Source organism: Ruthenibacterium lactatiformans (genome assembly GCF_000949455.1).
Classification (GTDB): domain Bacteria; phylum Bacillota; class Clostridia; order Oscillospirales; family Ruminococcaceae; genus Ruthenibacterium; species Ruthenibacterium lactatiformans.
Map to the genome: position 1 here is coordinate 383,534 of NZ_JXXK01000001.1, position 23,094 is coordinate 406,627.

Sequence of the window (23,094 nt, forward strand, 5' to 3'; positions counted from 1 at the left end):
GAAGGAGGCTTCTTCGGCGCGCCTGCCTTAAATACGCTCGCACCGCCGCGGTGCGCCGGGCCGTTCGCTTATACGGAATAGACCTCGGGTTTCAGAATGCCGATGTACGGCAGATTGCGGTATTTTTCATCGTAATCCAGCCCGTAGCCGATGACGAACTCGTCCGGCACCGAGAAGCCGATGTAATCCGCCTGCAGGTCAACCTTGCGGCGGCTGGGTTTATCCAGCAGCGTGGCGATGCGGATGGAGCGCGGCCCCCTGCTCTCCAGCAGCTCCTTGATATAGCTGAGCGTGAGGCCGGAGTCCAGGATATCCTCAACGATCAGAATATCCTTGCCTGCAAGGGGGACGTCCAGATCCTTTACGATCTTCACGACGCCGCTGGATTTGACCCCGGAGCCATAGCTGGACACAACCATGAAATCGATCTCGGCAGGCACGTCGATCTGACGCATCAGATCCGCCAGAAACACCACGGCGCCCTTCAGCACCGTCACCAGCATCAGGTTGCTGTTTTTGTAATCCGCCGTAATCTTACCGCCCAGCTCCCGCACCTTTTCGCGGATCTCATCCTCGCTGAGCAGGACGCGCAGGACGTCCTCTTTCATATTATCGTTCATGTTACTTCCTCCATCTGCCGTGCCGTGACCGTCACAGCGGTTTTTGTAAATTCATCCGGGGCCAGGCCTTCGGCAAAACCGAAGCCCGCCGCCCATAAGACTGTGCCTCCGCTGGCGAGCACCGGCAGGGCGTCACGCGCCGCGGAAGGCACCCTTTGTTCCGAAAACAGCTTTTTCAACGGTTTTGTCACACCGCGTCCCGCGGGGCGGAACATATCGCCCGGGCGGCGTGTACGGAAACACGGATTATCCTGTATTTTACCATAATCCGCGCAAAATTTTAAGAGGTTTCTCACATCTTTCTCAGAATTAACCATTTTTTCATAATTGACCAGCTGAACCTCTACCAAAAGCCCGCCCGGCGCGGCAAAAACACCCGGCGCAAACGGCTGCCGCCAGCTTCCGGCCTCTCCGCGCGGCGGTTCCGGCCGGGGACCTACGGCCAGCAGGCCCTGCCGTATGGAAAGCCATACGCCCTCACAGAGCTGCACCGCACCCTCGCCTTTTGCCAAAACCGCGTCCGCCTTGGGAACAAGGCTCATTTTCTGCTGCGGCGCTGCGGCCGCGATGAGCCGGGCCAGCGCCGTATGCCGCACGGCCGCGGGCGCCGCAGCCAGCGTCTGCGCACAGTAAGCGTCCGGGATATTTCCCGGCAAATACACAGCTCGGGGCACGCACGCCTGTTCCAGCAGCGCTCCAGCCTGTTCCTCCAGATAATCCGCCACCGCGGACATCTCGGCGGCAAAACGCGTTATGCTGCGCGCAGCGCCCGGGTGCGCGCGCTCCAGAGCGGGCAGCACGCCGTGGCGGATGCGGTTGCGGGCGTATGCGTCCGTATCATTGGTGGCGTCCGTCACATGCGGCACGCCGCAGCGCGCCAGATAAGCCAGGACATCCGCCCGCTGCGCCCACAGCAACGGGCGCACATACGGCCCGCGCACAGGCGGGATGCCCGCGGCTCCGCGGGCCGCGCTGCCGCGGGCCAGATTGAACAGCACCGTTTCGGCATTGTCGGAGCAGGTGTGCGCCGTTGCGACCTTCGCGCCGTGCGCCTGTGCCAACCGTGCAAAAAAAGCGTACCGTTCCTGCCGGCCCCACTCCTCGCCCGCGTTTTCAGGCGGCGAGAGCAGCGTCTCATCCAGCGGAACACCCCGCGCCGCACACTGGGCGCGCACAAAGGCGGCGTCCCCGTCTGCAGCAGCGCCGCGCAGACCGTGGTTCACATGAGCCGCGCGCAGACGCAGCCCCCACACATTCTGCACGGAAAACAAAAAATGGAATAATGCCATCGAATCCGCCCCGCCGGAGAGCGCCACGATAACAGTATCCCCTTTTTGCAGCATTTGATGTTGGGAAATATAGGCCCCGGCGCGGGCTTCAAACTCATCCATGGGCATAGTCCACGTTGGTGAATCGGGTGTGCGCGCCGTCCCAGCCTAGGTCCACCTTCCCCACCTCGCCGTGGCGGTTTTTGGCTACGATGCATTCGGCTGTGGTGGCGTCGGCTTCCTCGCCGTTGTCGTAATAGGCGTCGCGGTACAAAAACAGCACCACGTCCGCGTCCTGCTCGATGGAACCGGAATCTCGAAGGTCGCTCAGCACCGGGCGGTGGTCTGTGCGGTTCTTCTCCGCGCTTCGGGAAAGCTGGCTCAGTGCAATAACCGGCACATTCAGCTCTTTTGCCATGATTTTCAGGTTACGGGTGATCTCACTGATCTCCTGCACGCGGTTCTCCGTGCGCTTGCCCGTGCTCATAAGCTGCAGATAGTCGATGATGAGCAGCCCGATGTCCGGGCGCGCCGGGTCCTGATTGATGCGGCGGATCTTCGCCTTCATCTCCGGGATGGTGATGTTCGACGTATCGTCCAGATAAATATGGGTCTTGGCCAGCACCTCGGACGCGCGGGCCAGGTCCTCCCAGTCCGCCGTGGAAAGCCCGCCGGTGCGGAAGGCCTGGCTGTCGATGGCCGCCTCGCTGGAGAGGATGCGGCTGACGAGCTGGTCCTTTGTCATTTCAAGGCTGAACACGGCCACGGGCACATTCTGCTTTTTCGCCACGTTGGTCGCGATGTTCAGAGCAAAAGAGGTTTTGCCCATACCGGGACGGGCCGCGAGGATGATCAGGTCCGAACGGCCCAAGCCCGTGAGCATGGTGTCCAGATAATTAAAGCCTGTGGGAATGCCCAGATATTTATCTTTATTGGGACCGGAGATCTCCTGCAGATGAGCATAGGTGTCGATGATGACGCTGCTGATGGGCGTGAGCGCCGTGGAATCGCGTCCCGAGCGAATTTCATAAATTTTCTGTTCCGCGCTCTCCAGCAGCAGGTCGGCGTCTGTTTCCTCTCCTGTCTGCTCCAGAATGGTCTTGGCCGCATTCATCAGCTGACGCACACGGTATTTTTCCGCGATGATCTTCACATAGGTGTCCGTATGCGAAAGCGAGGGCACCGTTTCAGCCAGCTGGGTCAGGTAGACCTTGGCCGCGTCCTCGGTCTCAAAAACAGCGGCATCCTGCACCGCTGCCAGAAGCGTGACAAAATCCACAGGCGCGCTGCCTGTAAACAGGCGCACGATCTCGGAGAATATCTCGCCGTTCTGGCGGGCATAAAACATCTCCGGGCGCAGCGTCTCCACCATTTTGGGAATGATGTCTGCGTCCAGGATCGCCGCGCCCAGCACAGCCTGTTCGGCCTCCATGCTGTACGGCAGGTTTACGCCGAGTGATTCCAGCGACAGGTTGAGCCCGCCGGAAACAGCGCTGCGGTTATTCGCGGGCATTGCGGGCCCTCCTTTCCGTATTCCGAAAATCTCCTGCGGCCGCGCGGCCGCTTATTCCTCCACCTTGACGGTCAGCTTCGCCGTCACCTTGGGATATACCTTTACCTCGACCTCATAGGAACCGAAGTTTTTGATGTCGCCGTCCAATACGATCTTGCGCTTATCCACCGGCTCGCCCACTTTCTGTGTGAGCGCGGCGGCGATGTCCTTGGAGGTGACGGAGCCGAACAGGCGCCCGCCCTGGCCCGCCTTGGCCTTGATGGCGACGATTTGCCCATTCAGCTTTTTGGCCAGCGCCTGCGCGTTGGCCAGCTCCTCCGCTGCATGATGCTCGCTGGCCGCCGCTTTTGTCCTTACCTCGTTGACGGCCGCCGCGTCGGCGGCCACGGCAAGGCCGCGGGGCAGCAGATAATTGCGGGCGTAGCCGTCCGATACCTCGTGCAGCTCATCTTTCTTGCCGATGGACTTTACGTCCTGTTTGAGCACTACCTTCATGGTGCAGACCTCCCTGTGTGTATTGCAGGCCCCGCGCCCCCTCTGCTCACGGCGGAGAAAACGCGGGCCGGATATTTTTGCAACCGAAACAACTATACCAATTTTGTGCGGGAAAGGCAAGCGGTTTGCCCGGAAAATACATCCGGCGCACGGAGAAACCGCGCGCCGGGCATACCGTTTTGCATTCAGCTGTTCTTCTGCTTCTCCGTCCGCTGGCTTTCGCGGTATTCAGAGATTGCGTCCAGCAGCCGGCGCTTTGCCTCTTCCAGCGATGTATTTCGCAGCTGCGCGCCCGCCATTGTCAAATGGCCTCCGCCGCCCAGCTTTTCCATAATGACCTGCACGTTCACATCGCCCATACTACGGGCGGACACCGACACCTGCGCGCCGTTATCCACCGCCACAAAGCTGGCCTCCACACCGTTGATGGTAAGCAGGTCGTTGGCGGCCTGGGGCACTACGACGCTGAGCTCCGCGGGCACGCTGTCGGAAAACACGACGGCACAGCCCATATAGATTTCCGCGTCCGTGACAAGCTGCGCCTTGTAGGCATAACTTTCAAACGACGAATTGAACAGTTTCTTCACTGCCTGCGTCTGCGCGCCCATGCGCCGTAAGTAAGCGGCTGCCTCGAACGTGCGCACGCCCGTGTGCAGCGAGAAATTGCGCGTGTCCAGCATGATGCCTGCCAGCAGTGCCTGCGCTTCCAGCGGTGTAAGGCGGTTCTCCTTGGTCATGTCGATGTACTGGAGCAGCTCGCTCACCAGCTCGGATGCGCTGGAAGCATAAGGTTCGTGATAGAATACTACACTGTCGTCAATGTGGCCCACACATTTTCGGTGGTGGTCGATAACGACTACGGTTTTTGCCGCCCTGTACAGTTCCGGACTTTCCAAAATGGCCTTCAGATGCGTATCCACGATCACCAGCAGCGTGTTTTTATCAATGCATTTTTCCGCTTCGTCCGGTTCGATAAAATCATCCCCGCAGCCAGCGCGGCGGAATTCCTCAATGAGGTTTGCCCCGAGGCTCTGGCGCTCGTTGACCACCACGGCGGCGGGTTTGCTGCACAGCTTCGCAAAGCGCAGCATACCGACGGCGGAACCCAAAGCGTCCAAATCGGACGCGCGGTGGCCCATGATCAGCACGCTTTCGCTCTGTGCCATCAGATCCTTGATGGCGGAGGCGATGATGCGGCTTTTCACCTTGCTGCGCTTTTCCACACTGCGGGACACACCGCCGTAGAACTCAAAGCCCTCGGCACTTTTGACAGCGGCCTGGTCGCCGCCGCGTCCCAGCGCCATATCCAGCGCCTGCACAGCCATGGCCTCGCCCTCGCGCAGTGTGGCGGCCAGCCGCCCTACGCCGATGGAGAGCGTCACGGTGCCCGCCTCTTCGCCGATCTCGCGCACTTTATCCAGGATGGAAAAGCGGTTTTTAACGATCTCCTGCATATGGCGCTCTTCCACCACAGCGATATACCGCGAGGCGCTGATGCGCCGCAGAAAGCCTGTGGTGGCCCCGATGAACTGTTCCAGCGCCAGATCGATCTCACCCGCTACGCGGGCGCGGTCGCTCTCTTTCATTTCCTTGAGGATCTCGTCGTAGGTATCCACGGCAATGAGCATCACCGCGGGGCGTGTGGCAAGATACTCTCCCGCCTGCCGCTTGAGCGTGGTATTGTTGACAAAATAGGCCACGAACAGGCCGTCGCCCGCCTCCACGCCGCTGCCGTACACGGAATAACGCTGGCCGCCGAACTCGATGTTCTGGCCCGTCTTTTCTTTCGCCAGCGCCGGCATGAACGCCGGTACCACCTTCGACATGGGCAGCAGGCACACGTCCCTGCCGCCCATTACATCGTCACGGAACGCATCGTTGTACCACGCCACGCTGCCGCCTGTGAGGATAACGACCGGGACGCTCATGGCGGCAAAACTTCCCTGCGCCGCGCTGGATGCATCCGAAGCGCCGTGCAGCAGACGCGCCAGCCTGTGCCGGAACCAGCGGATGTTCAGCCCGACCACGATGCCCACAACGAGCAGCACGCCCACGACAAAAACAAGGTAAGTGGGCTTCACCAGCGCCAGCGCAACGCACAGCGCGATGCAGGCCGCGGACAAGATGATGACGGTCGCGTCAAGCGCCGCAAATCGTTTTTTCATGCCGTGCCTCCTCTTTTCTCAGGCGCCGCCGCTGCGGAGCGCCTCATACCTCCATCAAAATGGGCAGAATCATGGGGCTGCGCTTTGTCTTGCGGTACAAAAAGGCGGACACCGTCTCGCGGATACGCGTTTTGACGCTGCCGAAATCGCGCTTGTCCGCCGCACTCATGCGGCCCAGCACATCGCGCACCTGGTCGCGGGCGTCGTCCAGCAGCTTTTCGCTCTCACGCACATAGACGAACCCGCGGGACACAAGGTCCGGTCCGGCCAATACTTCGCCCGTGCGGGCGTCAATGGTAGCCACAACGATAACAAGGCCGTCCTCAGAGAGGTGGCGGCGGTCCCGCAGGACCACGTTGCCTACGTCGCCCACGCCCAGGCCGTCCACCATCACCGCACCTGCGGGCACCGGCTCGCCCACGGTAAGGCCGTCGGCGGAGAGTACCACACAGTCGCCGTTCTCACCGATATAAATATTCTTTTCCGGAATGCCGACGGCAGCAGCCGTCTGGGCGTGCTTTTTCAGATGCTTGTATTCGCCGTGCACAGGCAGGAAGAACTGGGGCTTTGCCAGCGTGAGCATCAGCTTCTGCTCCTCTTGGCAGGCGTGGCCCGAAACATGCACGTCATACATGGATTCGTAGATGACCTCGGCCCCCAGCTTCAAAAGGCCGTTGACGACCTTCGTCACCATTTTCTCGTTGCCCGGAATAGGGTTTGCCGAGATGATGATAAAATCGCCCTCGCCCACACGCACGTTGCGGTGACTGGCAGCAGCCATGCGGGACAGCGCGCTGAGCGGTTCCCCCTGGCTGCCTGTGGTGATGAGCACGATCTTCTCCGGCGGATATTTGTTGATGTCCTCAATATCGATGAGAACAGTCTCCGGAGCGTGCAGATAGCCCAGCTCCAGCGCCATCTGAGTGTTGTTCACCATGCTGCGGCCCGACACGGCCACCTTTCGGCCTGCCTTTACGGCAAGGTCGATGAGCTGCTGCACGCGGTACAGGTTCGAGGCGAACGTGGCGATGATGATGCGCTTTTTGCCCGCGCGGCTGAACAGGGCCTCCATGCTGGCGCCCACCTTCTGTTCGGTGGCCGTGAAGCCCGGACGCTCGGCGTTGGTGGAATCCGACAATAGGGCCAAAACGCCGTGCTCGCCGTATTCGGCAATGGTGACAAGATCCGTCGGGCCGCCGGAAATAGGCGTGTAGTCGATTTTAAAATCGCCCGTCTGGATGATGGTTCCCGCAGGGCATGTGATGGCCAGGGCCACCGCGTCGGGGATGGAGTGGTTCACGTGGATGGGCTCCACGGTGAAACAGCCCAGCTTGAACTTCTGGTGCGGAGCGATCTCCACCATTTTCGTGCTGCGCACCAGCCCGTGTTCTTCCAGCTTGTTGGTGATGAGCCCGATGGTAAGGCGCGTGGCATAAATGGGCAGATTGACCTCTTTGAGCAGGTAGGGCAGGCCGCCGATGTGGTCTTCATGGCCGTGCGTGATAACAACGCCCTTGATGCGGTCCTTATTCTGGACAACATAGGTGAAATCCGGAATGACAAGGTCCACCCCGAACATGTCGCTGTCCGGGAACACGATGCCGCAGTCCACGAGGATCATATCGCCCTGACACTCGTACAGAGTGATGTTCTTGCCAACCTCGCCCAGACCGCCCAACGGCATGATCTTGACCGGGACAGCCGGGGTGCCGGCGCTTGCAGCGGCGGGCCTGCGGCGGCGCGGGTGGTACGGCCTGCGCGCGGGCTTCGGCGCAGCCGCAGGGACCGCGCCCGTCTGGGAAGCTGCCGGCTTCGCCGCCGGAGCCGCAGTGTTCTGGCGCGTGTCGGATACGCCGGGGGTTGCCGCCTTGGGCGCTCTGGGCGCGCGCGGCCGGGATGCTTTTTGATTATTTTCCATTCGTTCCTCCATTTCCCGCGCGCTGCAAAGAAGCCCTGCCGTTGTTCACGGGCAGGCCGCTTTTCGCCGCGCATCTGCGGGAATTCTTTTTTATTTTCGTTTTTTATCAGCGGGATACCCCGCAAATATTTAAAAATAAAACGGCCCGGCCGGACAATGGGATGCCCCATGCATAAAACGGCCCGCCGGACGGCTTTATAAAACGTCGCCTGAATGCGGTTATTGTTATTCTAAATAATACCGTTTTTGGGTAGTATTGTCAAGTTTTGCCATCGTGCTTTGTGAGTATTGGATAAAAAATACCGCATTATTCGCACAGAGTGCTTCGTTTTTATCGCCAGCGTTCCGGCACGGGCCGCTCTGCTGCCACTTGCATGGCCGCCTGGTTTTCTCTATAATGATAGAGTCTGTTATGAGTTTATGAGAATACGGAGCGTTTTTATGAAAAAGATCACGATATACACCGACGGCGCGTGCAGCGGTAACCCGGGGCCGGGCGGCTGGGGCGCAATTCTGGAATACAAAGGCGTGCGCAAGGAGATCTCCGGCGGCGAGGCGGAGACCACCAATAACCGCATGGAGCTGATGGGTATCATCCGCGCGCTGGAACAGCTCAAAGAGCCTTGCGACATCACCTTCTGCAGTGATTCCAAATATGTGATGGACGGCCTTTCCAAAGGCTGGGCCAAGGGCTGGCGCGCCCGCGGCTGGGTAAAAAGCGACAAAAAGCCCGCGCTGAACAGCGACCTGTGGGCGCACCTGCTGGACCTGTGCGAAGGCCACACCTTTCATTACAATTGGGTAAAGGGCCACGCCGGGCACCCGGAAAATGAACGGTGCGACGAGCTTGCCGTGCAGGCGGCGGCCCAGTACAAGTAATATCGGCAAAAAAGCTGCCGGAATATATAATTTTTTCCAATTGCCTGTTGCAAACCACACCAAAATAGTATATATTATAGAAAGGCCGGACACACTGCTCCTGACCGTCTGCGGGCAGCGGCCATTCAAAAACAAGGCAAGGTGAAAACTTTGAGCAATATCATCTATGTGGACAACGCCGCCACCACGCCTGTGTCGAAGCCTGTTTTCGACGCCATGGCGCCCTATTTCTGCGAACAATACGGCAACCCGTCCAGCATCTTTTATTCCGTCGGCGCAGCGGCGGGCGACGCACTGGCCGCCGCGCGCGAAAAGGTGGCCCGCGCGCTGGGCTGCGATACCGGCGAGGTATTTTTCACGAGCTGCGGCTCCGAGGCCGACAACTGGGCCATCAAGGGCACGGCGCACAAATTTGCAAAGCAGGGCAAAAAGCACCTGATCACAAGCTGTATCGAGCATCACGCCGTGCTGCACTCCATGCAGGCGCTGGAACGCGAAGGCTTTGAGGTGACTTACCTGCCCGTAGACGCGGAGGGCTTTGTCTCCCCCGCCGATGTGGAAGCCGCCATCCGGCCGGACACAGCGCTTGTGACCATCATGTTTGCAAACAACGAGATCGGCACCATCGAGCCCATCGAGGAAATCGGCGCAGTATGCCGCAAGCACGGCGTGTGGTTCCACACCGACGCGGTGCAGGCTGTGGGTGCTGTGCCCATTGACTGCCATGCGCTGCCTGTCGATATGCTGAGCCTTTCAGCCCACAAGTTCAACGGACCGAAGGGCGTGGGGGCGCTGTATATCCGCCGCGGCGTGATGCCGCTGAATTTTCTGGACGGCGGCGCGCAGGAGCGCGGACGCCGCGCGGGTACTGAAAACCTCGCGGGCATCGTCGGCTTGGCCACAGCGCTGGAAGCCGCAGTGAACAGCCTTGACGAAAAGCGCGCACGGCTTGCCCGGATGCGCGACTATGTGCTGGAGCATATCCAGAAGATGCCCCAGGTAAAAGTGAACGGCCCATTGGACGGCAGCAAACGCCTGCCCAACAATGTGAACGCCAGCTTCACCGCGGCCGAGGGCGAAAGCCTGCTGCTCATGCTGGACATGCGCGGCGTCTGTGCCTCCTCCGGCTCGGCATGCGCCTCCGGCAGCTTGGACCCCAGCCACGTGCTGCTTTCCATCGGCCTGCCCCACGAGATCGCTCATTGCAGCCTGCGCATCAGCTTCGGCGTGCAGAACACGATGGACGACGCGAAGGCCGTGTGCGACGCGCTGGATGAGGTCGTGCCCGCCGTGCGCCAGCGCAGCCCGCTGTGGCGCGCATGATTTTAAGATGTGAATTTCCGGAAAGAAGGACAAAGGATTATGTATAGTGCAAAAGTGATGGACCATTTTGCGAACCCGCGCAATGTGGGCGAGATTGAGAACGCGGACGGCGTGGGAGAAGTCGGCAATCCCAAGTGCGGCGACATCATGAAGATGTTTTTGAAGATCGACAACAACGTCATCACCGACGTAAAATTCAAGACGTTCGGCTGCGGCGCAGCCATCGCCACTTCCAGCATCGCCACCGAGATGATCAAAGGCAAGACCATCGACGAGGCGCTGAAGCTGACAAACAAGGCCGTTGTGGAAGCGCTGGACGGCCTGCCCCCCGTGAAGCTGCATTGCAGTGTGCTGGCCGAGCAGGCGGTGAAGGCCGCTCTGGCCGATTACTACCGCCGCCAGGGCGTGGACCCCGAGCCGATTGTAGGCAAGCTGGAGGAGGATTGCCACGCCTGTGCCTGTGAGGCATAGTTCCCCTTTCCCCGCCGTAAAAACGAATGGACCGCAGCCCGGCCGTGCGCTTTCGCGCGCGGCCGGGCAGCCGGTTTTTTTCGATATCTTTGAAAAAGCATAAAAGGAGTTTTCCTCATGACGGATGAAATCTGCTGCGGCAGCAGCTTCGGCACCTTTGAAGAGCAGGACAAGGTCCTTGTCGCGCTTTCTGGCGGCGTGGATTCCTCGGTATGCATCCAGATCCTGCGCGACCAAGGCTTTGACGTGCAGGCGGTGGTCATCCGCTTTTCTCCTGCTCACGATGCGGCTGTGCGTGCCGCTCAGACAGTGGCGCGCCAGCTGGGCGTACCGCTTATCGAGGAGGACTGTACAGAAGAGTTCGAACAGCAGGTGGTGGAACCGTTCTGCGCGCAATACTGCGCCGGGCGCACGCCCAGTCCCTGCGTGCTGTGCAATCCCCGCGTCAAATTTGCAGCGCTGGCCCGTGTGGCCGACCGTCTGGGCATCCGCTATATCGCAACAGGGCATTACGCCCGCGTAACGGAGGAGAACGGCCTTTACTATGTACGCGCCGCCGTCAGCCCGGAGCGCGACCAGAGTTACATGCTGTATGGGCTGCCCCAGAATATTCTGGCCCGCCTGTGCCTGCCTGTCGGCGAGTTTGAAAAGTCTGATATCCGCGAGATGGCCGCGTCCGCGCAGCTTGCCAGCGCGGATGCGCCGGACAGCCAGGAGATCTGCTTCATTCCGGACGGCGACTATGCCGCCTATATCGCCGCACGCGGCCTCGTTCCTCTGCAGGGCCGCTTCATCGGTCCCGACGGCGAAGACCTCGGCCCCCATAAGGGCGTGTGGCATTACACCGTAGGGCAGCGCAAGGGCCTGAATATCGCCTACGGCACTCCTCTGTTCGTGCGGCGCATCCGCCCGAACGGCGACGTGGAGCTTGCCCGCGGCGGCGATGAATTTTTTTCCGGCATAGTACTGACAGACGCCGCACGCGCGGACGGCAGACCCATCCTGCCTGGGGAGCGCTACGGCGTAAAGGTGCGCAGCCGCGCAGCGGCGGCGTCCTGCACTGTGGAAGCCGCAGAAAACGGCAGCGTGACGCTGCGCTTTGACGAGCCGCAGCGTGCCCCCGCCCCTGGCCAGGCCGCCGTACTGTACGACGGAGAACTGGTGCGCGGCGGCGGTACCATCTGTGAAATGCTGTAAATTTTTCACCAGTGTCCCCCGTGTTTGCTTTGCCCCGTAATAAAAAACGCCCGCCGGCGCGCGGGACACGCATGAATGAAATCACCCCGGCCTATAATAGGCCGAGGTGATTTTTTATGTTCATTTATCTTGGAGACAATGACTCTGTGTTTGAAGCAGCCCTGCGTGAGGATTCTTCCGTGCGGGCCTATTATGAGAGCCTGCCGGGCATGCTGCGGGAAAAGGTGCGTGCAGCTGGGCTGTATAGCGCACAGGAGATCGGCGCATATATCGATATGCTGATAGCCGGCGGAAACTGACGCGCACGCATCACGCGCCGCCGTATACGCGGTAGCATCCCTTGCCCGCCGCCTTTGCGGCATACAGCGCGGAATCTGCTCTTCGCAGCAGTTCTTCATAAGCGCAGGCTCCCGGCTTCGACAAAACAACACCGATGCTGCCGGAGACGTCCACGCCGCATTGCACGCTTACGGAGCGGCACATTTCCTGCGCGATCTTCCGCGCGCGTCCCACTGCCTGTTCGCCGCCCGCGCCCGGCATCATCATCAAAAATTCATCCCCGCCGACGCGGCCCACCACATCATCCCGGCGAAACAGCCCGGACAGATTTTCGCCCAAACAGCGCAGCACCGCGTCTCCCTTTGGATGGCCGTAACGGTCGTTCGTCTGCTTAAAGTTGTCCACATCCAGCAAAAGCAGTGCAAATGGTTTTTCACCGGGGGTGTTCTCCAAAAGCGTACGGCAGCGCTGCTCTGTCGTGCGCTTGTTCAAAACGCCCGTCAGGCTGTCCGTCTGCGTCAGGCGCAGCAGGCGTGCCCGATCCTCGTGCTGAGGCGTGACATCCATGATACAGCCCACAGCACTCTCTCTTGCGCCGCTGCTGCCGCGCACTGCCACCAGTGAAACGCGCACCCATATCCCGCCGCCGGGCAGTTCAATCCGGCGTTCCGCACCGCACACATCATCGCCGTCCTCCTCCAGCGCCTGTGCGATACAGGCCGCATAAGATGCGAACGGCTGGGAAAAGCGCCCGGCATGGACCTCGGCGAGGAAAGCCGGCGCGCGCTCCGGCAGTTCCAAGCCCGATTCTGAAGCGCCGGCAAAGGTAAGCATGTCCGTACCGTATTCATATTCAAACAGAACCTGCCCCAGCACACGCGCCAAGCGCTTGTAGTGATGCACGAACCGTGTTTGAAGCGCATGTCTGTTGGTAAAATTCAAAAACACGACTTGAATAACGGACCCCTCCGGGCCGGACAGCATCTGAAGTGTCCCGGATACCCAGCACACCGAACCATCGCGGCGCACCAGCCGGCACTCGAAGCTGCGCGCGTCGCCCGGGCGGCGCAGCCGGGACAGATTGCCCAACGCACCGCGCCTGTCGTCCGGATGAACGCACGAGAGGACATTCGGGTCCGGCTGGCTCCAGAAGTCCTCCAGGCTTTCGTATCCCAGTATCCGTGCCCCGGCCAGATTCGTATGAATGGCATGGTACCGTCCGTCCGCCTCGGCCCGGAACTGTGCGACGGCACACGGGATGCTGCTGAGCATCCCCGCATAAAAATCCCGCTCCTCAGAAAGCTGCTTGATCTCGCGTGACTTTGCGGCCGTTCCCGTCTGCTCCCGGGTGATATCGTAGAAAAAGCACAGCAGATAGCGGCCCCATTCCGGACTGCCCGCATATGTTGCCGTCATGCGTACCCATATCACGCTGCCATCTGCCCGGCGAACAGGGAGCTTGGTGTCGCACCGGCCCGCCGTACCGAACTGACGGCGCATTTCCGCATAAAGGCGGGCCTTCTCCGGCTCTGTGGCAATATGGACAAAAAATGCTTTCTCCATTTCCGCCATCTGTCCGCGCGGATACCCGCACAGCGAGAACAGCTGCTCGTTTGCAAACAGCAGCTGCCTGCTGGAAGGGTCCACTCCGGCCACGGCACAGGGCACTGCGTCAAACAGCGAATGAGTGATGGAACGCACGGCGCTGTCCGTCAGGGCGGACGCTTCACAGTAGTCAGGCAGCCGCTGCGCGCCATCTGCGCCGCCCCACGGCAGCGCACAATAGCCGCCCGCCTGCTGTACGAACGCTTCGAACGCTTCCGCAGGCATCGGCTGTGCAAAATAGTAGCCCTGTGCCAGCGTACAGCCGAACGTATTCAGCCGTTCCACCTGCCCGGCCGTCTCCAGCCCTTCGCAGAGCACCGTCATGTACAGCTCATCCGCCATGCGGATGATATTGCGCAGGATTACATCGCTTTTATAGCCTTCCGCTGCAGCGCCCGAAACAAAGCTGCCGTCCAGCTTCAAGATATCAAACTCCAGTTCCTTGAGCAGATTGAGCGCGGAATAGCCTGTGCCGAAATCGTCAATGGATACCTTGCAGCCCAGTGCGCGCAGGCCGCGGATTACAGCCGCCGCCTCTTCCATGGATTCCGCCAGCATGGTCTCTGTCAGCTCGAATTCCATTAAGGACGGATGCACGCCATACCGTATCAGCAGCTGTTTTACCTTTTGGACGAAATCCGTGTCCTTCAGATGGGCGCGGGACACATTTACAGACACGGGGACAACGATGCTGTCTCCCGCCTGCCTCCCGCACAGATAACGGCATACCTGCTCGTAAATCATGAAATCCAGCTGTTCCACATTTCCCGTGCGCTCCAAAAGCGGCACAAACTCCGCTGGGCCTGCTACAGTGCCGTCCGGTTTTTTCCAGCGGGCCAGAGCCTCCGCCCCCGCTACACGCCCCGTACGCAGGTTTACCTTGGGCTGCAAATAAAAAGTGAACTGCTCCCGTTCCAGCGCCGCCTGCAGGTCCGCCTGCAAACGGATGGCGCGCGCCATCTCGTCTTTGAGTGCTTCATCAAACACAGCGCAGGCAGTGCGATACTTCTTTTTTGCCTCCTTGTGCGCGATATTCGCACCGTCAATGGCCGCGGAAAGCCCCTCTCCGCCGCCCTCCAGCGCACTGATGCCACTGACGATCTGCGGCTTTGAACGCGGATGGAACGGCTGCTGGCCCACAAGAAACCGCTCTACCGCTCCTGCGAAGCCCAACGCTTCATCGTACAGGTCCACGCCGGGCGTCCGCTCAAACAGGCACAGGAAATTATCCGAAAAAATACGGCCGCAGACACGGGTCCGCGGCAGATGCTTCAAAAAATCTGCAAAGGCGCCCAGCATACGGTCTCCCTCCGGCAGACCATACAGTTCATTTACAGACTTGAAATCAATAATGTTTGCATAGATCACGCCCATGCTGCGGCCCGCACCTGCGCTCAGAAGATACTTGCGGGACGACTCGCAAAATGCGGTAAAATTATAAATCTTGGTCAGGGAATCATGTGCCGCGATGCTTCTTGTTTCTTCCTGCTGGCCCATTGATGCGTCTCCTCTTCCATCCCGGTGCCCGGGCTTTTCTCCTCTTTCATATAAAAAACAGTATACAACGCATCTTCACAATATTCAACTGTTTCCGGGAAAAGAGCCTCTCAAAAGTAATTTTGAGAGGCTCTTTCTTGTCTTTTTTGACCATTTAAAACAGTTGCCGGACCACTTTCACAGCGCCTTCAGAAAACGCTTTTCCTCCTGCGGCACATCCAGTCCCAGTGTGCCGCCCGGATTCATGATATTGTCAGGGTCAAAGTACTGTTTGAGCGCGCGGATGACTCCATATTCATTCCGCCCCACTGCCCCTTCCAGCCACGGACCGAACATTTTGCCGATGCCGTGGTGGTGGCTCATAGCCGCGCCGCTCTTCTGAATGGCGTCCAGAATTCCCGCATGGTAGGCCTTAAATTCCTCCAGGCTGCTCATCTTTGCCAGAAAAATAAAATACAGGTTCGCTCCCTGGGGGTAAACATGGGACATATGCGTCATGCAGATCGTGTTGGGGCGAGAATGGCAATAGGCGCGCACATCCGCATGTACGCTGCTCATATTGCTCCAGTTGACGCTGCATTCCATGGTCTCGATGACAAGGCCGAAATCCTGCAGCGTGTCCCGCAGGTATGGGTCGCTGAAACGGCCGTGCTCCCAGCTTTTCGTCACAAAGCCCGTCAGGCTCATACCGCCGAATTTGCGGCACACTCGCGCTACGTTCTGCGCGCAGTTTTTGGAAAACCCCTTCTCTCCGTTGGTGAAGCCCAGATACAGGCACATCTCACCCGTTTTGAAGCCCCTCATATCAAACAGGTGCCGCAGCGGGCTTTCGTCCACACCGTACATGCGCATCATGATCTCCGTCTCTTCCGGGTCCGACAGACGGAACACCGAAGGAAAACCCGCCTCGCTCTGCATGATCTCCCGCGCGGCCGCCTGGGCCGTCTCCCAATCCCGGAACATATAGGAAAAGCGCTTAACCGTCTCCGGCATATGGCGGAACACCTTAAGTGTCACATGCGTCAGCACGCCGAACGCGCCCTCGCCGCCCATCATGATCTGCCCCAGGTCCGGCCCGGTGGCCTTGCGCGGGTAAGTATCCGTTTTGACGTGTCCGATGGGCGTGGCATACTCCTGTCCCATCACAATATCGCTGATGCAGCCGTAGTAGGTGCTGTTCTGCCCCGCGCCCCGCGTGACGACCCAGCCGCCCACGGAGGAATGCTCAAAGCTCTGCGGAAAATGGCCGCAGGTGTACGCCCGCTTTGCGCCCAGCGTCCGGGGAGCGTTGTTGAGCGTGTCCTCCAGCTTCGGGCCGCTCATACCCGCTTCTACGGTGATGGTCTGGTCCACTTCATTGAAGGCGACCACTTTGTTGAAGCGCAGGCGCATATCCAGCGAAATACCGCCTTTCATGCACTCCACGCCCCGTGTGACGGACGAGCCGCCGCCATAGACATAAACCGGTATCTTTTCCTGCGCGCAGTAAGCCACAATTCGCTCGATCTGTTCCTTTGTATCCGGATAAAGCACGGCGTCCGGTACGTTTTCCACCACTTGATTGCGCAGGCGCAGGATGTCGTACATGGTCTTGCCGTATGCAACGGAAAGGCGCGCGTAATCGTCCGTGCGCACATATTCCGCACCCACGATGTCCCGAAACGCATCCAGGCGACGTTGTTCCATGGTGCAGGGCAGATCGAACCGCACTGCGTCCAGGCCTAAATTTTCCGTATAGTGGCCAAAGTCCGCGTCCGTCAGGCCAAATTTTTCCTTCACGAGTTTATAAAGCGATTCCTTGGGCGGTTTGATCTGATCCGGCGCGCCCCATTTGAAAATGGAGCGGTAGGATGTGGGTGGTACCTCGCCGTGGTACCATTTGGGTTCAAAATCACGATATGGCTTGGACATGGTCGTCTCCTCCTTTTTAAAAATGGGAAGTTCGTCTTGCGGCAGGTCTGCTGGTTCCCTTTATGTCGGATGGAACGGCAAAGAGTTCCCCTTTGTACCTTTTTCGAGCGCAACACGCATTCACAGGTTTATTTCAGCTCCGCCGCCTCAGGCGCCCAATCGTCCGTGGCAATAACGGCGCAGCCCGTGCCTAAAAGGTCCGGTATGAGGACGTCTCCACAGTATACAGGCACGGTCTGCGTATACGCGTTTAGTACAGCCATGGCTTCAAACAGGCGTTCCTTGGGCAATTCTCCCGCTGTGCGCACCGGCAATACCGGTGCGCCGCCCCCCAGCGTTTTTACCGTGGTGCACAAACTTCGCGTGGGGGCGGTGCATTCCTTTTCGGCAAAATCGCGCCCTTTTGGGCAGCGGTTCCCCGTCACAGACGTCACCGCGCCGTTTTCCACTTCGGTGTGTAAGCGGCAGCCGTTGGGGCAGACGATGCAAGTAAATTCCCGCTTCATGTGTCCGCCTCCTCCATCACGAATGTAAGCCGGGAGCCTGCATGCAGCCCGGCCCCCGAAAGGTCCACCACCATCCGCTCCATCTCCGGCGGCTTAAGCTGCATATATGTCTTTTTGCAAAGTTCTCTGCCGTCCGCCAGCATACGAACACGCGTTTTTCCGCGTTCAGCAAGGGAACGGAAGAAGAAAGTTGTTTTCCCGGCAGGCTTTGTCGTGTCAATGCGCTGCGGCACCACATATCCAAACCCGCCGTCTGCCGACACCTCCGCCAACCCGCACGCCGCGGGAACATAGCGCGCGGCCGCCGCGCCCGCCGCTTCGCCGCTTTCGGAAACATAATCCACAAGGTCGTTCACATGCAGCGCGTTACCGCACACAAAAACGCCCGGCACCAGCGTCATATAGCTCTGGTCACACAGAGGCCCTTTTGTTCGTGCATCCAAAGGCACGCCGAGTGCCTCGGCCAGCTCATTTTCCGGGATCAACCCCACGGATAAGATCAGGCTGTCGCATTCGAGCTCCTGTTCCGTGCCCGGTATGGGACGCATCCGCGCGTCCACCTCGGCCACCGTCACGCGTTCCAACCGCTCTTTGCCCGAAACGCGGGTGACGGTATGGCTGGTGTACAATGGAATACCAAAATCCTCCAGGCACTGACTGATATTGCGCGAAAGCCCACTGGGCGTGGGCTTTGCCTCATATACGCCCAACACCTGAGCGCCCTCCAGCGTCAGCCGGCGGGCCATGATGAGCCCGATGTCACCGGAACCAAGGATCACGCAGCGCCGGGCGGGCATCTCCCCCATCCGGTTAATGTAATGCTGGGCCGTACCTGCGGTGAGCACACCCGCCGGACGGGTACCATGTATGGACACCTGCCGGGCTGTGCGCTCGCGGCAGCCTGTGGAGAGCACCAACGCCCGGGCCTCCACCTTCCGCAGCCCTTCCCTGCCCACCAGCGTGAGCACAAAGCCTTCCCCGCTTTTTTCGATGCGGGAAACGAAAGTCAGCAGCGCGGTCTGCGCGCCGCAGCCGCGTAGCATTTCAATGTACCGGTGGGCATATTCGCAGCCGGAGAGCCGTTCCCCGAAGCGCAGCAGGCCAAATCCGTCGTGGATGCACTGCTTCAAGATCCCGCCCAGCCGTGCCTCGCGCTCCACCAGCAGCGTTTTTGCCCCCGCTCGCCGGGCGCCCAGCGCCGCTGCAAGCCCCGCCGGGCCGCCGCCCACGATCACGACGTCATAGCGCTCCATCCTCTGTGCCTCCTTCCGTTCCCGTTTTTTGTTCTCTCTGTTTCGTGGGGCGCAGCAGTTGGGCACTGCCCGCACCGGACTTGCGCACCTGTTCAAGCGATATGCCTTTTTCCTCCGCGATGATGGCTGTCACCAGCGGGCCGCAGAAGCCGCCCTGGCAGCGCCCCATGCCGGGGCGCACACGCCGTTTGACACCGTCCACCGTATCGCAGGGCACCGGCCTGCGCAGCGCGTCCAATATTTCTCCCCTGCTCACTTCCTCGCACCGGCAGACGATCTCGCCGTAATCCGGGTTTTGGCGGATGAGCGCGGCCCTCGCCTCGTCCGGCAGCCCCGCCACATGCGGTATGGGCCTGCGTGTCGGGTCGTAGGCGGCATTGCGCGCGGGCGGGGTTGTCGCGGAAAGCTGTCCATAGGCCAGCCGCGCCACCTCCTGCGCGATGGCGGGCGCGGCCGTCAGCCCCGGAGACTGGATGCCCGCCGCATGGATGATATTTTCCGTGAACATTCCGGGCCGTATGATGAAATCCTCCTCATACGTCGCCGCTCGCACGCCTGTAAAATAGGTGATGATATCGCTTTCACGCAGCGCAGGTGCGGCATGGCGCTGCTTTTCAAACGTGGCGCGCACGCTTTGCACGCTGGTGGAAAAATCTTCTTTTTCCGGCGTTTCCACCGCGTCGGGCCCCACCAACACGTTGCCGTCCACCGTAGAAACGATGCCTCCGCCCTTGGAATGGACCGTCTTGGTGGCGGTAGTTCCCATGCCGGAATAAATGGTGCGTACCATGCGCTTCGCCTTTTTGTCCAGGATGGCATTTGTTCCCTTGCGCGGATGGATGGAGAAAAAATGATCCTGCGCCATCTGCGCTATATCCTCACAAAACACACCCGCCGCATTGATGACGATGCGCGGGCGCACTGTACCCCGGTTTGTATGCACGGCAAGGATTCGTCCGTTCTCCACGTCCATACCCGTCACGCATGTATCCAGCGAAAGGTGCGCACCGTTCTGCACGGCATTCTCCGCCATGGCAATGGTCAGCCCGTAAGGACAGACAATGCCCGCCTGTGGAAAAAACAACCCGCAGTGCAGCGCCTCATCCACACCCGGCTCGGCTGCATGCAGCGCTTTGTCCCCCAGCACGCGCACACCAGAGAGGCCCAGCCATTTCCAATAAGGCAGCGTAAAGTACAGAAGCGGGCGCATTGCTCTGCCCTTGAAGCACAGGTACTGTCCCGTGCGCCGGAAAGGCACGCCCAACGCGGCACACACGCCGCCATACATCCGGTTGCCCAAACGATTGTAATGATATTTGGCCGTACCTTTATGCAGATCTACACCCGGATGCACCATGCCGTCATTGCGGCTTGATGCATGCAGCGCCACATCGTGCTCTTTTTCCACCCAGAGCAGGTCGACATTCCACCGCATCAGCTCCCGCGCGATGGCGGCGCCTGTAACGCCCGCGCCGATGAGCAGCACGTCCGGCGCGCGTCCGGCCAGGCTTTCATCCGTCTGCGGCACAGGCTTTGGCTGTCTTTGCGCCGCACCCGGCCATGTTACCTCGTTCACCGTATACCAGCGGCTTTTGGGGCTGGCTGCAAGACGTCCCGCCGCAACCACGCCGTCCCAATCCTCCGCACTGCCGCGCAGCACCAGCACGCCGCGCTCCACCACAGCCTGCACCCGCCCGCCGAACCGCTTTTTCAGCGCACGGTTTATTTTTTTGAGCGGTATCCGCATTCGTCTCCCCTTCGCTTTCCTGCCGATTTTATCAGTCGGTCAACCGACCGACTTCTTCCGTTTTCAGGATAGCACCCGCCGCAGGGAATGTCAATGTACGGTTTGTACGGGAAATGTAAACTTTCTTTGACATTGTGCCCAGCATCTTTTATACTATTGTATTAGACGAAAAAGATGGGGGCGATCGCCATGGCTGCACCGCTTGGCACACAAATACGGGAACGCATTCTGGAAAGCGCGGCCGCGTTGATGGAGGAACGCTCGTTCTTCGACATCTCACTGGCAGACATCGCCCGGGCCGCGCGCATCAGCAAGGGAACGTTGTACTATTACTACAACAGCCGGGACGCTATTTTGTTCGATTTGACAGACCGGTATCTGCAAAAGCTCTCGGACGACCTTCTTGCCTGGGTAGACAATGAAGAAAAGGATACCTCCCTGCCCCGCCTGCTGCGCTATACATTTTCCCGCGGAGTATACGACAAAAGCGGCAGCATGCGTCTTTTTCTGATTGCGGAGGCGGTTTCGGGCAAAGGCGATGTGCGGGACAAGCTGCTGGAAAAGTATGCTCACTTTAAGAACGTACTGGCGCAGAAGATCGCGGCGCGTAAACCCGGTGCGGACGGTGAATACCTGGCCTGGCTGACGCTGACTGTGATGGACGGCATGCTGGTGCAAAGCCAACTGAAAAACCCGGCGCTGGACACAGACGCTTTTATCGAAGCCACCGCGCGCCTGATCACCGAATGCTGACGGCAGGGCATTGACAAACGCCCCGCCGGATTGGTAAAATAAATACATTGCGCGGGTATGGCGGAATTGGCAGACGCGCCAGACTTAGGATCTGGTGTCTACGACGTGCAGGTTCGACCCCTGTTACCCGCACCAAAAAGACGCAGCTTCCATCAAGAGAAAGCTGCGTCTTTTTCCATGCTTAAAACGTGATATGATTTTGATGTGAATTATTTATATTGAGCACGGGGAACTGCCGCGAAAAGAAAATGCACACAAGCAAAAGTCCGGCAACAAATGTCCGGAAGAATATATTTGTTTAGCAATGATTTAAATGCTTTTGTGCGAAGAAAAGGCATTTCCTCATGGACGCTGGAATTTAGGTAATGCATGGAGCCGGTTCATACTATATAACGGCTAATTGCTATTATGGCTATCATATAGTTCTTGTTATGGATATAATTTTACCCAACGCAAAATATTTTCCGCTGTTATCGCATATAAAAACAAGGCTGAAAGCAATGCTGCGTGCATTGCTTTCAGCCTTGTTTTTGCTGTATAGAGAACGTCCCGGCCTATGCCCGGAACAAAAGGGAGACAGGCGTCGGCGCAAAAGCTTTGTTTTCCAGCGCCAGCCTTCCGCTTTGGACGTCCCGTTTGAACACGGCAATGCTGTCGCTGTCCTGGTTTCCCACAAGCACCCACCCTCCTGTGGGGTCCAGTGCAAAATTCCGCGGCGTCCTGCCGCCGCAACCCACGGCCTGCACCAATTGCAGTGTCCCGTCTGCCTGTACCGAAAAGACGGTAATGCTGTCCTGTCCGCGATTGGACACATACAAGAAGCGGCCGTCCGGCGCCAGATGAAGGTCAGCTCCGCTGTTGGGCACGCCGCCGGGCTCTGCCACGGAAGGAACGGCTTGTAAAAATTCCAGTCTTCCGTCCATGTAAGAAAAGGTCATAACTGCAGAGGATATCTCACAGAGCACATAGCACCGTTCGCCCCTTTGGTCGAACACACAGGCACGCGGACCCATCCTGCTGCCCACAAAAAAGCTATGAACCGCATCCGCACAAAGGACGCGGTTTTCCCGGTCCACCCGATAAACCGCCAGATCGTCCGTCCCAAGGTCTGCTACAATAACATATTTTCCATCCGGAGCCCAAACCGCCGCATGAGGGTGCGGGGCGCTTTGCCTCACAGGGTCTGCTCCATGCCCGTAATGCCGGATAATCACGCCCTTTTTTCCCAGTGAGCCATCCGCACACAGAGGGTAGCTGCATACGCTTCCTCCCGTAAAATTGGCTACTGTAAGACAACGCCTTTCCCTGTCAAGCCCAACATAACATGGGTCGGCACCACCGGTGGGCCTCTGGTTCAGAAAACGCAATCCACCGTCCGACTCTATCCGATAAGCGCTCACGGCCCCGCCCGCTTTACTTTTGTATTCTTTCAATTCATTTACTGCATACAAATACTGTTTGTCAAAAGATAACGCCAGATAAGACGGGTTTTCGGCCGGCGCCGGAGCGGTACTTTCATACAACGTGCCCGTTTTGGCATCAAAGGTATACCTATGAATTCCTTTTCCCCTGCCCTCTAGGATTTCCCCTGTACCAAACCGGATCGGCCTGCTGTATGTTCCTACAAATAACTGATATGTCTCTTTCATCCATTATCACAGCTTTCTCTTTCCCTCATACGAAACGGAGAGGTA

Annotated in this window: 18 protein-coding genes and 1 tRNA gene; 7 read left to right on the top strand and 12 right to left on the bottom strand. The window is 59.1% G+C overall.

The features are described from left to right. Window positions 1–68 precede the first annotated feature (68 nt). The 6 genes from hpt to TQ39_RS01890 all read right to left on the bottom strand — a co-directional run bounded on the left by hpt (window position 69) and on the right by TQ39_RS01890 (window position 7,979). Window positions 69–620 (bottom strand): hypoxanthine phosphoribosyltransferase, encoded by a 552-nt coding sequence (gene hpt / locus TQ39_RS01865; RefSeq protein WP_009325897.1) that lies wholly within the window; start codon window positions 618–620, stop codon window positions 69–71. Beyond that, entirely contained in the window at window positions 617–2,011 is a 1,395-nt protein-coding gene (gene tilS / locus TQ39_RS01870; RefSeq protein ID WP_069955678.1) for a tRNA lysidine(34) synthetase TilS, read from the bottom strand. The genes hpt and tilS overlap by 4 nt, the downstream gene beginning before the upstream one ends. Next, on the bottom strand, window positions 2,004–3,401 hold the full coding sequence (gene dnaB, locus TQ39_RS01875) for a replicative DNA helicase (protein ID WP_050004342.1): 1,398 nt from the start codon (window positions 3,399–3,401) through the stop codon (window positions 2,004–2,006). The genes tilS and dnaB overlap by 8 nt, the downstream gene beginning before the upstream one ends. Before the next feature lie 51 nt (window positions 3,402–3,452). Then, on the bottom strand, window positions 3,453–3,896 hold the full coding sequence (gene rplI / locus TQ39_RS01880) for a 50S ribosomal protein L9 (RefSeq protein ID WP_009325900.1): 444 nt from the start codon (window positions 3,894–3,896) through the stop codon (window positions 3,453–3,455). A gap of 185 nt (window positions 3,897–4,081) precedes the next feature. After that, window positions 4,082–6,061, bottom strand: coding sequence for a DHH family phosphoesterase (locus TQ39_RS01885; protein ID WP_050004343.1), 1,980 nt, complete (start codon window positions 6,059–6,061; stop codon window positions 4,082–4,084). A gap of 43 nt (window positions 6,062–6,104) precedes the next feature. Further along, window positions 6,105–7,979 (bottom strand): ribonuclease J, encoded by a 1,875-nt coding sequence (locus tag TQ39_RS01890; protein WP_009325902.1) that lies wholly within the window; start codon window positions 7,977–7,979, stop codon window positions 6,105–6,107. 441 nt (window positions 7,980–8,420) lie between these two features. Here TQ39_RS01890 and rnhA point away from each other — a divergent pair, with 441 nt between their 5' ends. The 5 genes from rnhA (at window position 8,421) to TQ39_RS01915 (ending at window position 12,148) form a co-directional block, all read left to right on the top strand. Further along, entirely contained in the window at window positions 8,421–8,858 is a 438-nt protein-coding gene (gene rnhA, locus TQ39_RS01895) for a ribonuclease HI (RefSeq protein ID WP_009325903.1), read from the top strand. Window positions 8,859–8,999: 141 nt separating this feature from the next. Further along, window positions 9,000–10,181 (top strand): cysteine desulfurase family protein, encoded by a 1,182-nt coding sequence (locus tag TQ39_RS01900; RefSeq protein WP_050004344.1) that lies wholly within the window; start codon window positions 9,000–9,002, stop codon window positions 10,179–10,181. 36 nt (window positions 10,182–10,217) lie between these two features. Then, on the top strand, window positions 10,218–10,652 hold the full coding sequence (nifU, locus tag TQ39_RS01905) for a Fe-S cluster assembly scaffold protein NifU (RefSeq protein ID WP_050004377.1): 435 nt from the start codon (window positions 10,218–10,220) through the stop codon (window positions 10,650–10,652). A 117-nt stretch (window positions 10,653–10,769) separates the two neighbouring features. Further along, window positions 10,770–11,849 carry a tRNA 2-thiouridine(34) synthase MnmA gene (gene mnmA / locus TQ39_RS01910; protein ID WP_050004345.1) on the top strand — a complete coding sequence of 360 codons (1,080 nt, stop codon included), beginning with the start codon at window positions 10,770–10,772 and terminating at the stop codon, window positions 11,847–11,849. 116 nt (window positions 11,850–11,965) lie between these two features. Next, window positions 11,966–12,148 carry a hypothetical protein gene (locus TQ39_RS01915; protein WP_050004346.1) on the top strand — a complete coding sequence of 61 codons (183 nt, stop codon included), beginning with the start codon at window positions 11,966–11,968 and terminating at the stop codon, window positions 12,146–12,148. Between the two features lie 10 nt (window positions 12,149–12,158). On the opposite strand, the gene TQ39_RS01920 is transcribed toward TQ39_RS01915, so the two are convergent. The 5 genes from TQ39_RS01920 to TQ39_RS01940 form a co-directional block, all read right to left on the bottom strand. Next, window positions 12,159–15,230 (bottom strand): EAL domain-containing protein, encoded by a 3,072-nt coding sequence (locus TQ39_RS01920; protein ID WP_050004347.1) that lies wholly within the window; start codon window positions 15,228–15,230, stop codon window positions 12,159–12,161. Between the two features lie 177 nt (window positions 15,231–15,407). Continuing rightward, window positions 15,408–17,141, bottom strand: a complete 1,734-nt coding sequence (locus TQ39_RS01925; protein WP_050004348.1) for an FAD-binding oxidoreductase — start codon at window positions 17,139–17,141, stop codon at window positions 15,408–15,410. Between the two features lie 128 nt (window positions 17,142–17,269). Then, the gene (locus TQ39_RS01930; RefSeq protein ID WP_050004349.1) at window positions 17,270–17,647 is read right to left on the bottom strand and encodes a DUF1667 domain-containing protein; all 378 of its coding nucleotides are present in this window, start codon (window positions 17,645–17,647) and stop codon (window positions 17,270–17,272) included. Then, on the bottom strand, window positions 17,644–18,900 hold the full coding sequence (locus TQ39_RS01935) for an NAD(P)/FAD-dependent oxidoreductase (RefSeq protein ID WP_009325911.1): 1,257 nt from the start codon (window positions 18,898–18,900) through the stop codon (window positions 17,644–17,646). The genes TQ39_RS01930 and TQ39_RS01935 overlap by 4 nt, the downstream gene beginning before the upstream one ends. After that, complete coding sequence (locus tag TQ39_RS01940; protein ID WP_050004350.1) at window positions 18,887–20,647, bottom strand: NAD(P)/FAD-dependent oxidoreductase; 1,761 nt, start codon at window positions 20,645–20,647, stop codon at window positions 18,887–18,889. The genes TQ39_RS01935 and TQ39_RS01940 overlap by 14 nt, the downstream gene beginning before the upstream one ends. A 189-nt stretch (window positions 20,648–20,836) precedes the next feature. Here TQ39_RS01940 and TQ39_RS01945 point away from each other — a divergent pair, with 189 nt between their 5' ends. After that, complete coding sequence (locus tag TQ39_RS01945) at window positions 20,837–21,400, top strand: TetR/AcrR family transcriptional regulator (protein WP_050004351.1); 564 nt, start codon at window positions 20,837–20,839, stop codon at window positions 21,398–21,400. 51 nt (window positions 21,401–21,451) lie between these two features. Next, a tRNA-Leu gene (locus tag TQ39_RS01950) sits at window positions 21,452–21,535 on the top strand. 419 nt (window positions 21,536–21,954) lie between these two features. On the opposite strand, the gene TQ39_RS01955 is transcribed toward TQ39_RS01950, so the two are convergent. Continuing rightward, complete coding sequence (locus TQ39_RS01955; RefSeq protein WP_050004352.1) at window positions 21,955–23,049, bottom strand: lactonase family protein; 1,095 nt, start codon at window positions 23,047–23,049, stop codon at window positions 21,955–21,957. Window positions 23,050–23,094 lie beyond the last annotated feature (45 nt).

What these genes read in the sequence shown, in the direction of transcription:
- tilS (WP_069955678.1), bottom strand. Translation starts at nt 2,011, where the DNA reads ATGGATGAGTTTGAAGCCCGCGCCGGGGCCTATATTTCCCAACATCAA.
- hpt (WP_009325897.1), bottom strand. Translation starts at nt 620, where the DNA reads ATGAACGATAATATGAAAGAGGACGTCCTGCGCGTCCTGCTCAGCGAG.
- dnaB (WP_050004342.1), bottom strand. Translation starts at nt 3,401, where the DNA reads ATGCCCGCGAATAACCGCAGCGCTGTTTCCGGCGGGCTCAACCTGTCG.
- TQ39_RS01920 (WP_050004347.1), bottom strand. Translation starts at nt 15,230, where the DNA reads ATGGGCCAGCAGGAAGAAACAAGAAGCATCGCGGCACATGATTCCCTG.
- rnhA (WP_009325903.1), top strand. Translation starts at nt 8,421, where the DNA reads ATGAAAAAGATCACGATATACACCGACGGCGCGTGCAGCGGTAACCCG.
- TQ39_RS01935 (WP_009325911.1), bottom strand. Translation starts at nt 18,900, where the DNA reads ATGGAGCGCTATGACGTCGTGATCGTGGGCGGCGGCCCGGCGGGGCTT.
- TQ39_RS01915 (WP_050004346.1), top strand. Translation starts at nt 11,966, where the DNA reads ATGTTCATTTATCTTGGAGACAATGACTCTGTGTTTGAAGCAGCCCTG.
- TQ39_RS01945 (WP_050004351.1), top strand. Translation starts at nt 20,837, where the DNA reads ATGGCTGCACCGCTTGGCACACAAATACGGGAACGCATTCTGGAAAGC.
- TQ39_RS01890 (WP_009325902.1), bottom strand. Translation starts at nt 7,979, where the DNA reads ATGGAAAATAATCAAAAAGCATCCCGGCCGCGCGCGCCCAGAGCGCCC.
- TQ39_RS01955 (WP_050004352.1), bottom strand. Translation starts at nt 23,049, where the DNA reads ATGAAAGAGACATATCAGTTATTTGTAGGAACATACAGCAGGCCGATC.
- mnmA (WP_050004345.1), top strand. Translation starts at nt 10,770, where the DNA reads ATGACGGATGAAATCTGCTGCGGCAGCAGCTTCGGCACCTTTGAAGAG.
- rplI (WP_009325900.1), bottom strand. Translation starts at nt 3,896, where the DNA reads ATGAAGGTAGTGCTCAAACAGGACGTAAAGTCCATCGGCAAGAAAGAT.
- TQ39_RS01930 (WP_050004349.1), bottom strand. Translation starts at nt 17,647, where the DNA reads ATGAAGCGGGAATTTACTTGCATCGTCTGCCCCAACGGCTGCCGCTTA.
- TQ39_RS01925 (WP_050004348.1), bottom strand. Translation starts at nt 17,141, where the DNA reads ATGTCCAAGCCATATCGTGATTTTGAACCCAAATGGTACCACGGCGAG.
- TQ39_RS01885 (WP_050004343.1), bottom strand. Translation starts at nt 6,061, where the DNA reads ATGAAAAAACGATTTGCGGCGCTTGACGCGACCGTCATCATCTTGTCC.
- TQ39_RS01940 (WP_050004350.1), bottom strand. Translation starts at nt 20,647, where the DNA reads ATGCGGATACCGCTCAAAAAAATAAACCGTGCGCTGAAAAAGCGGTTC.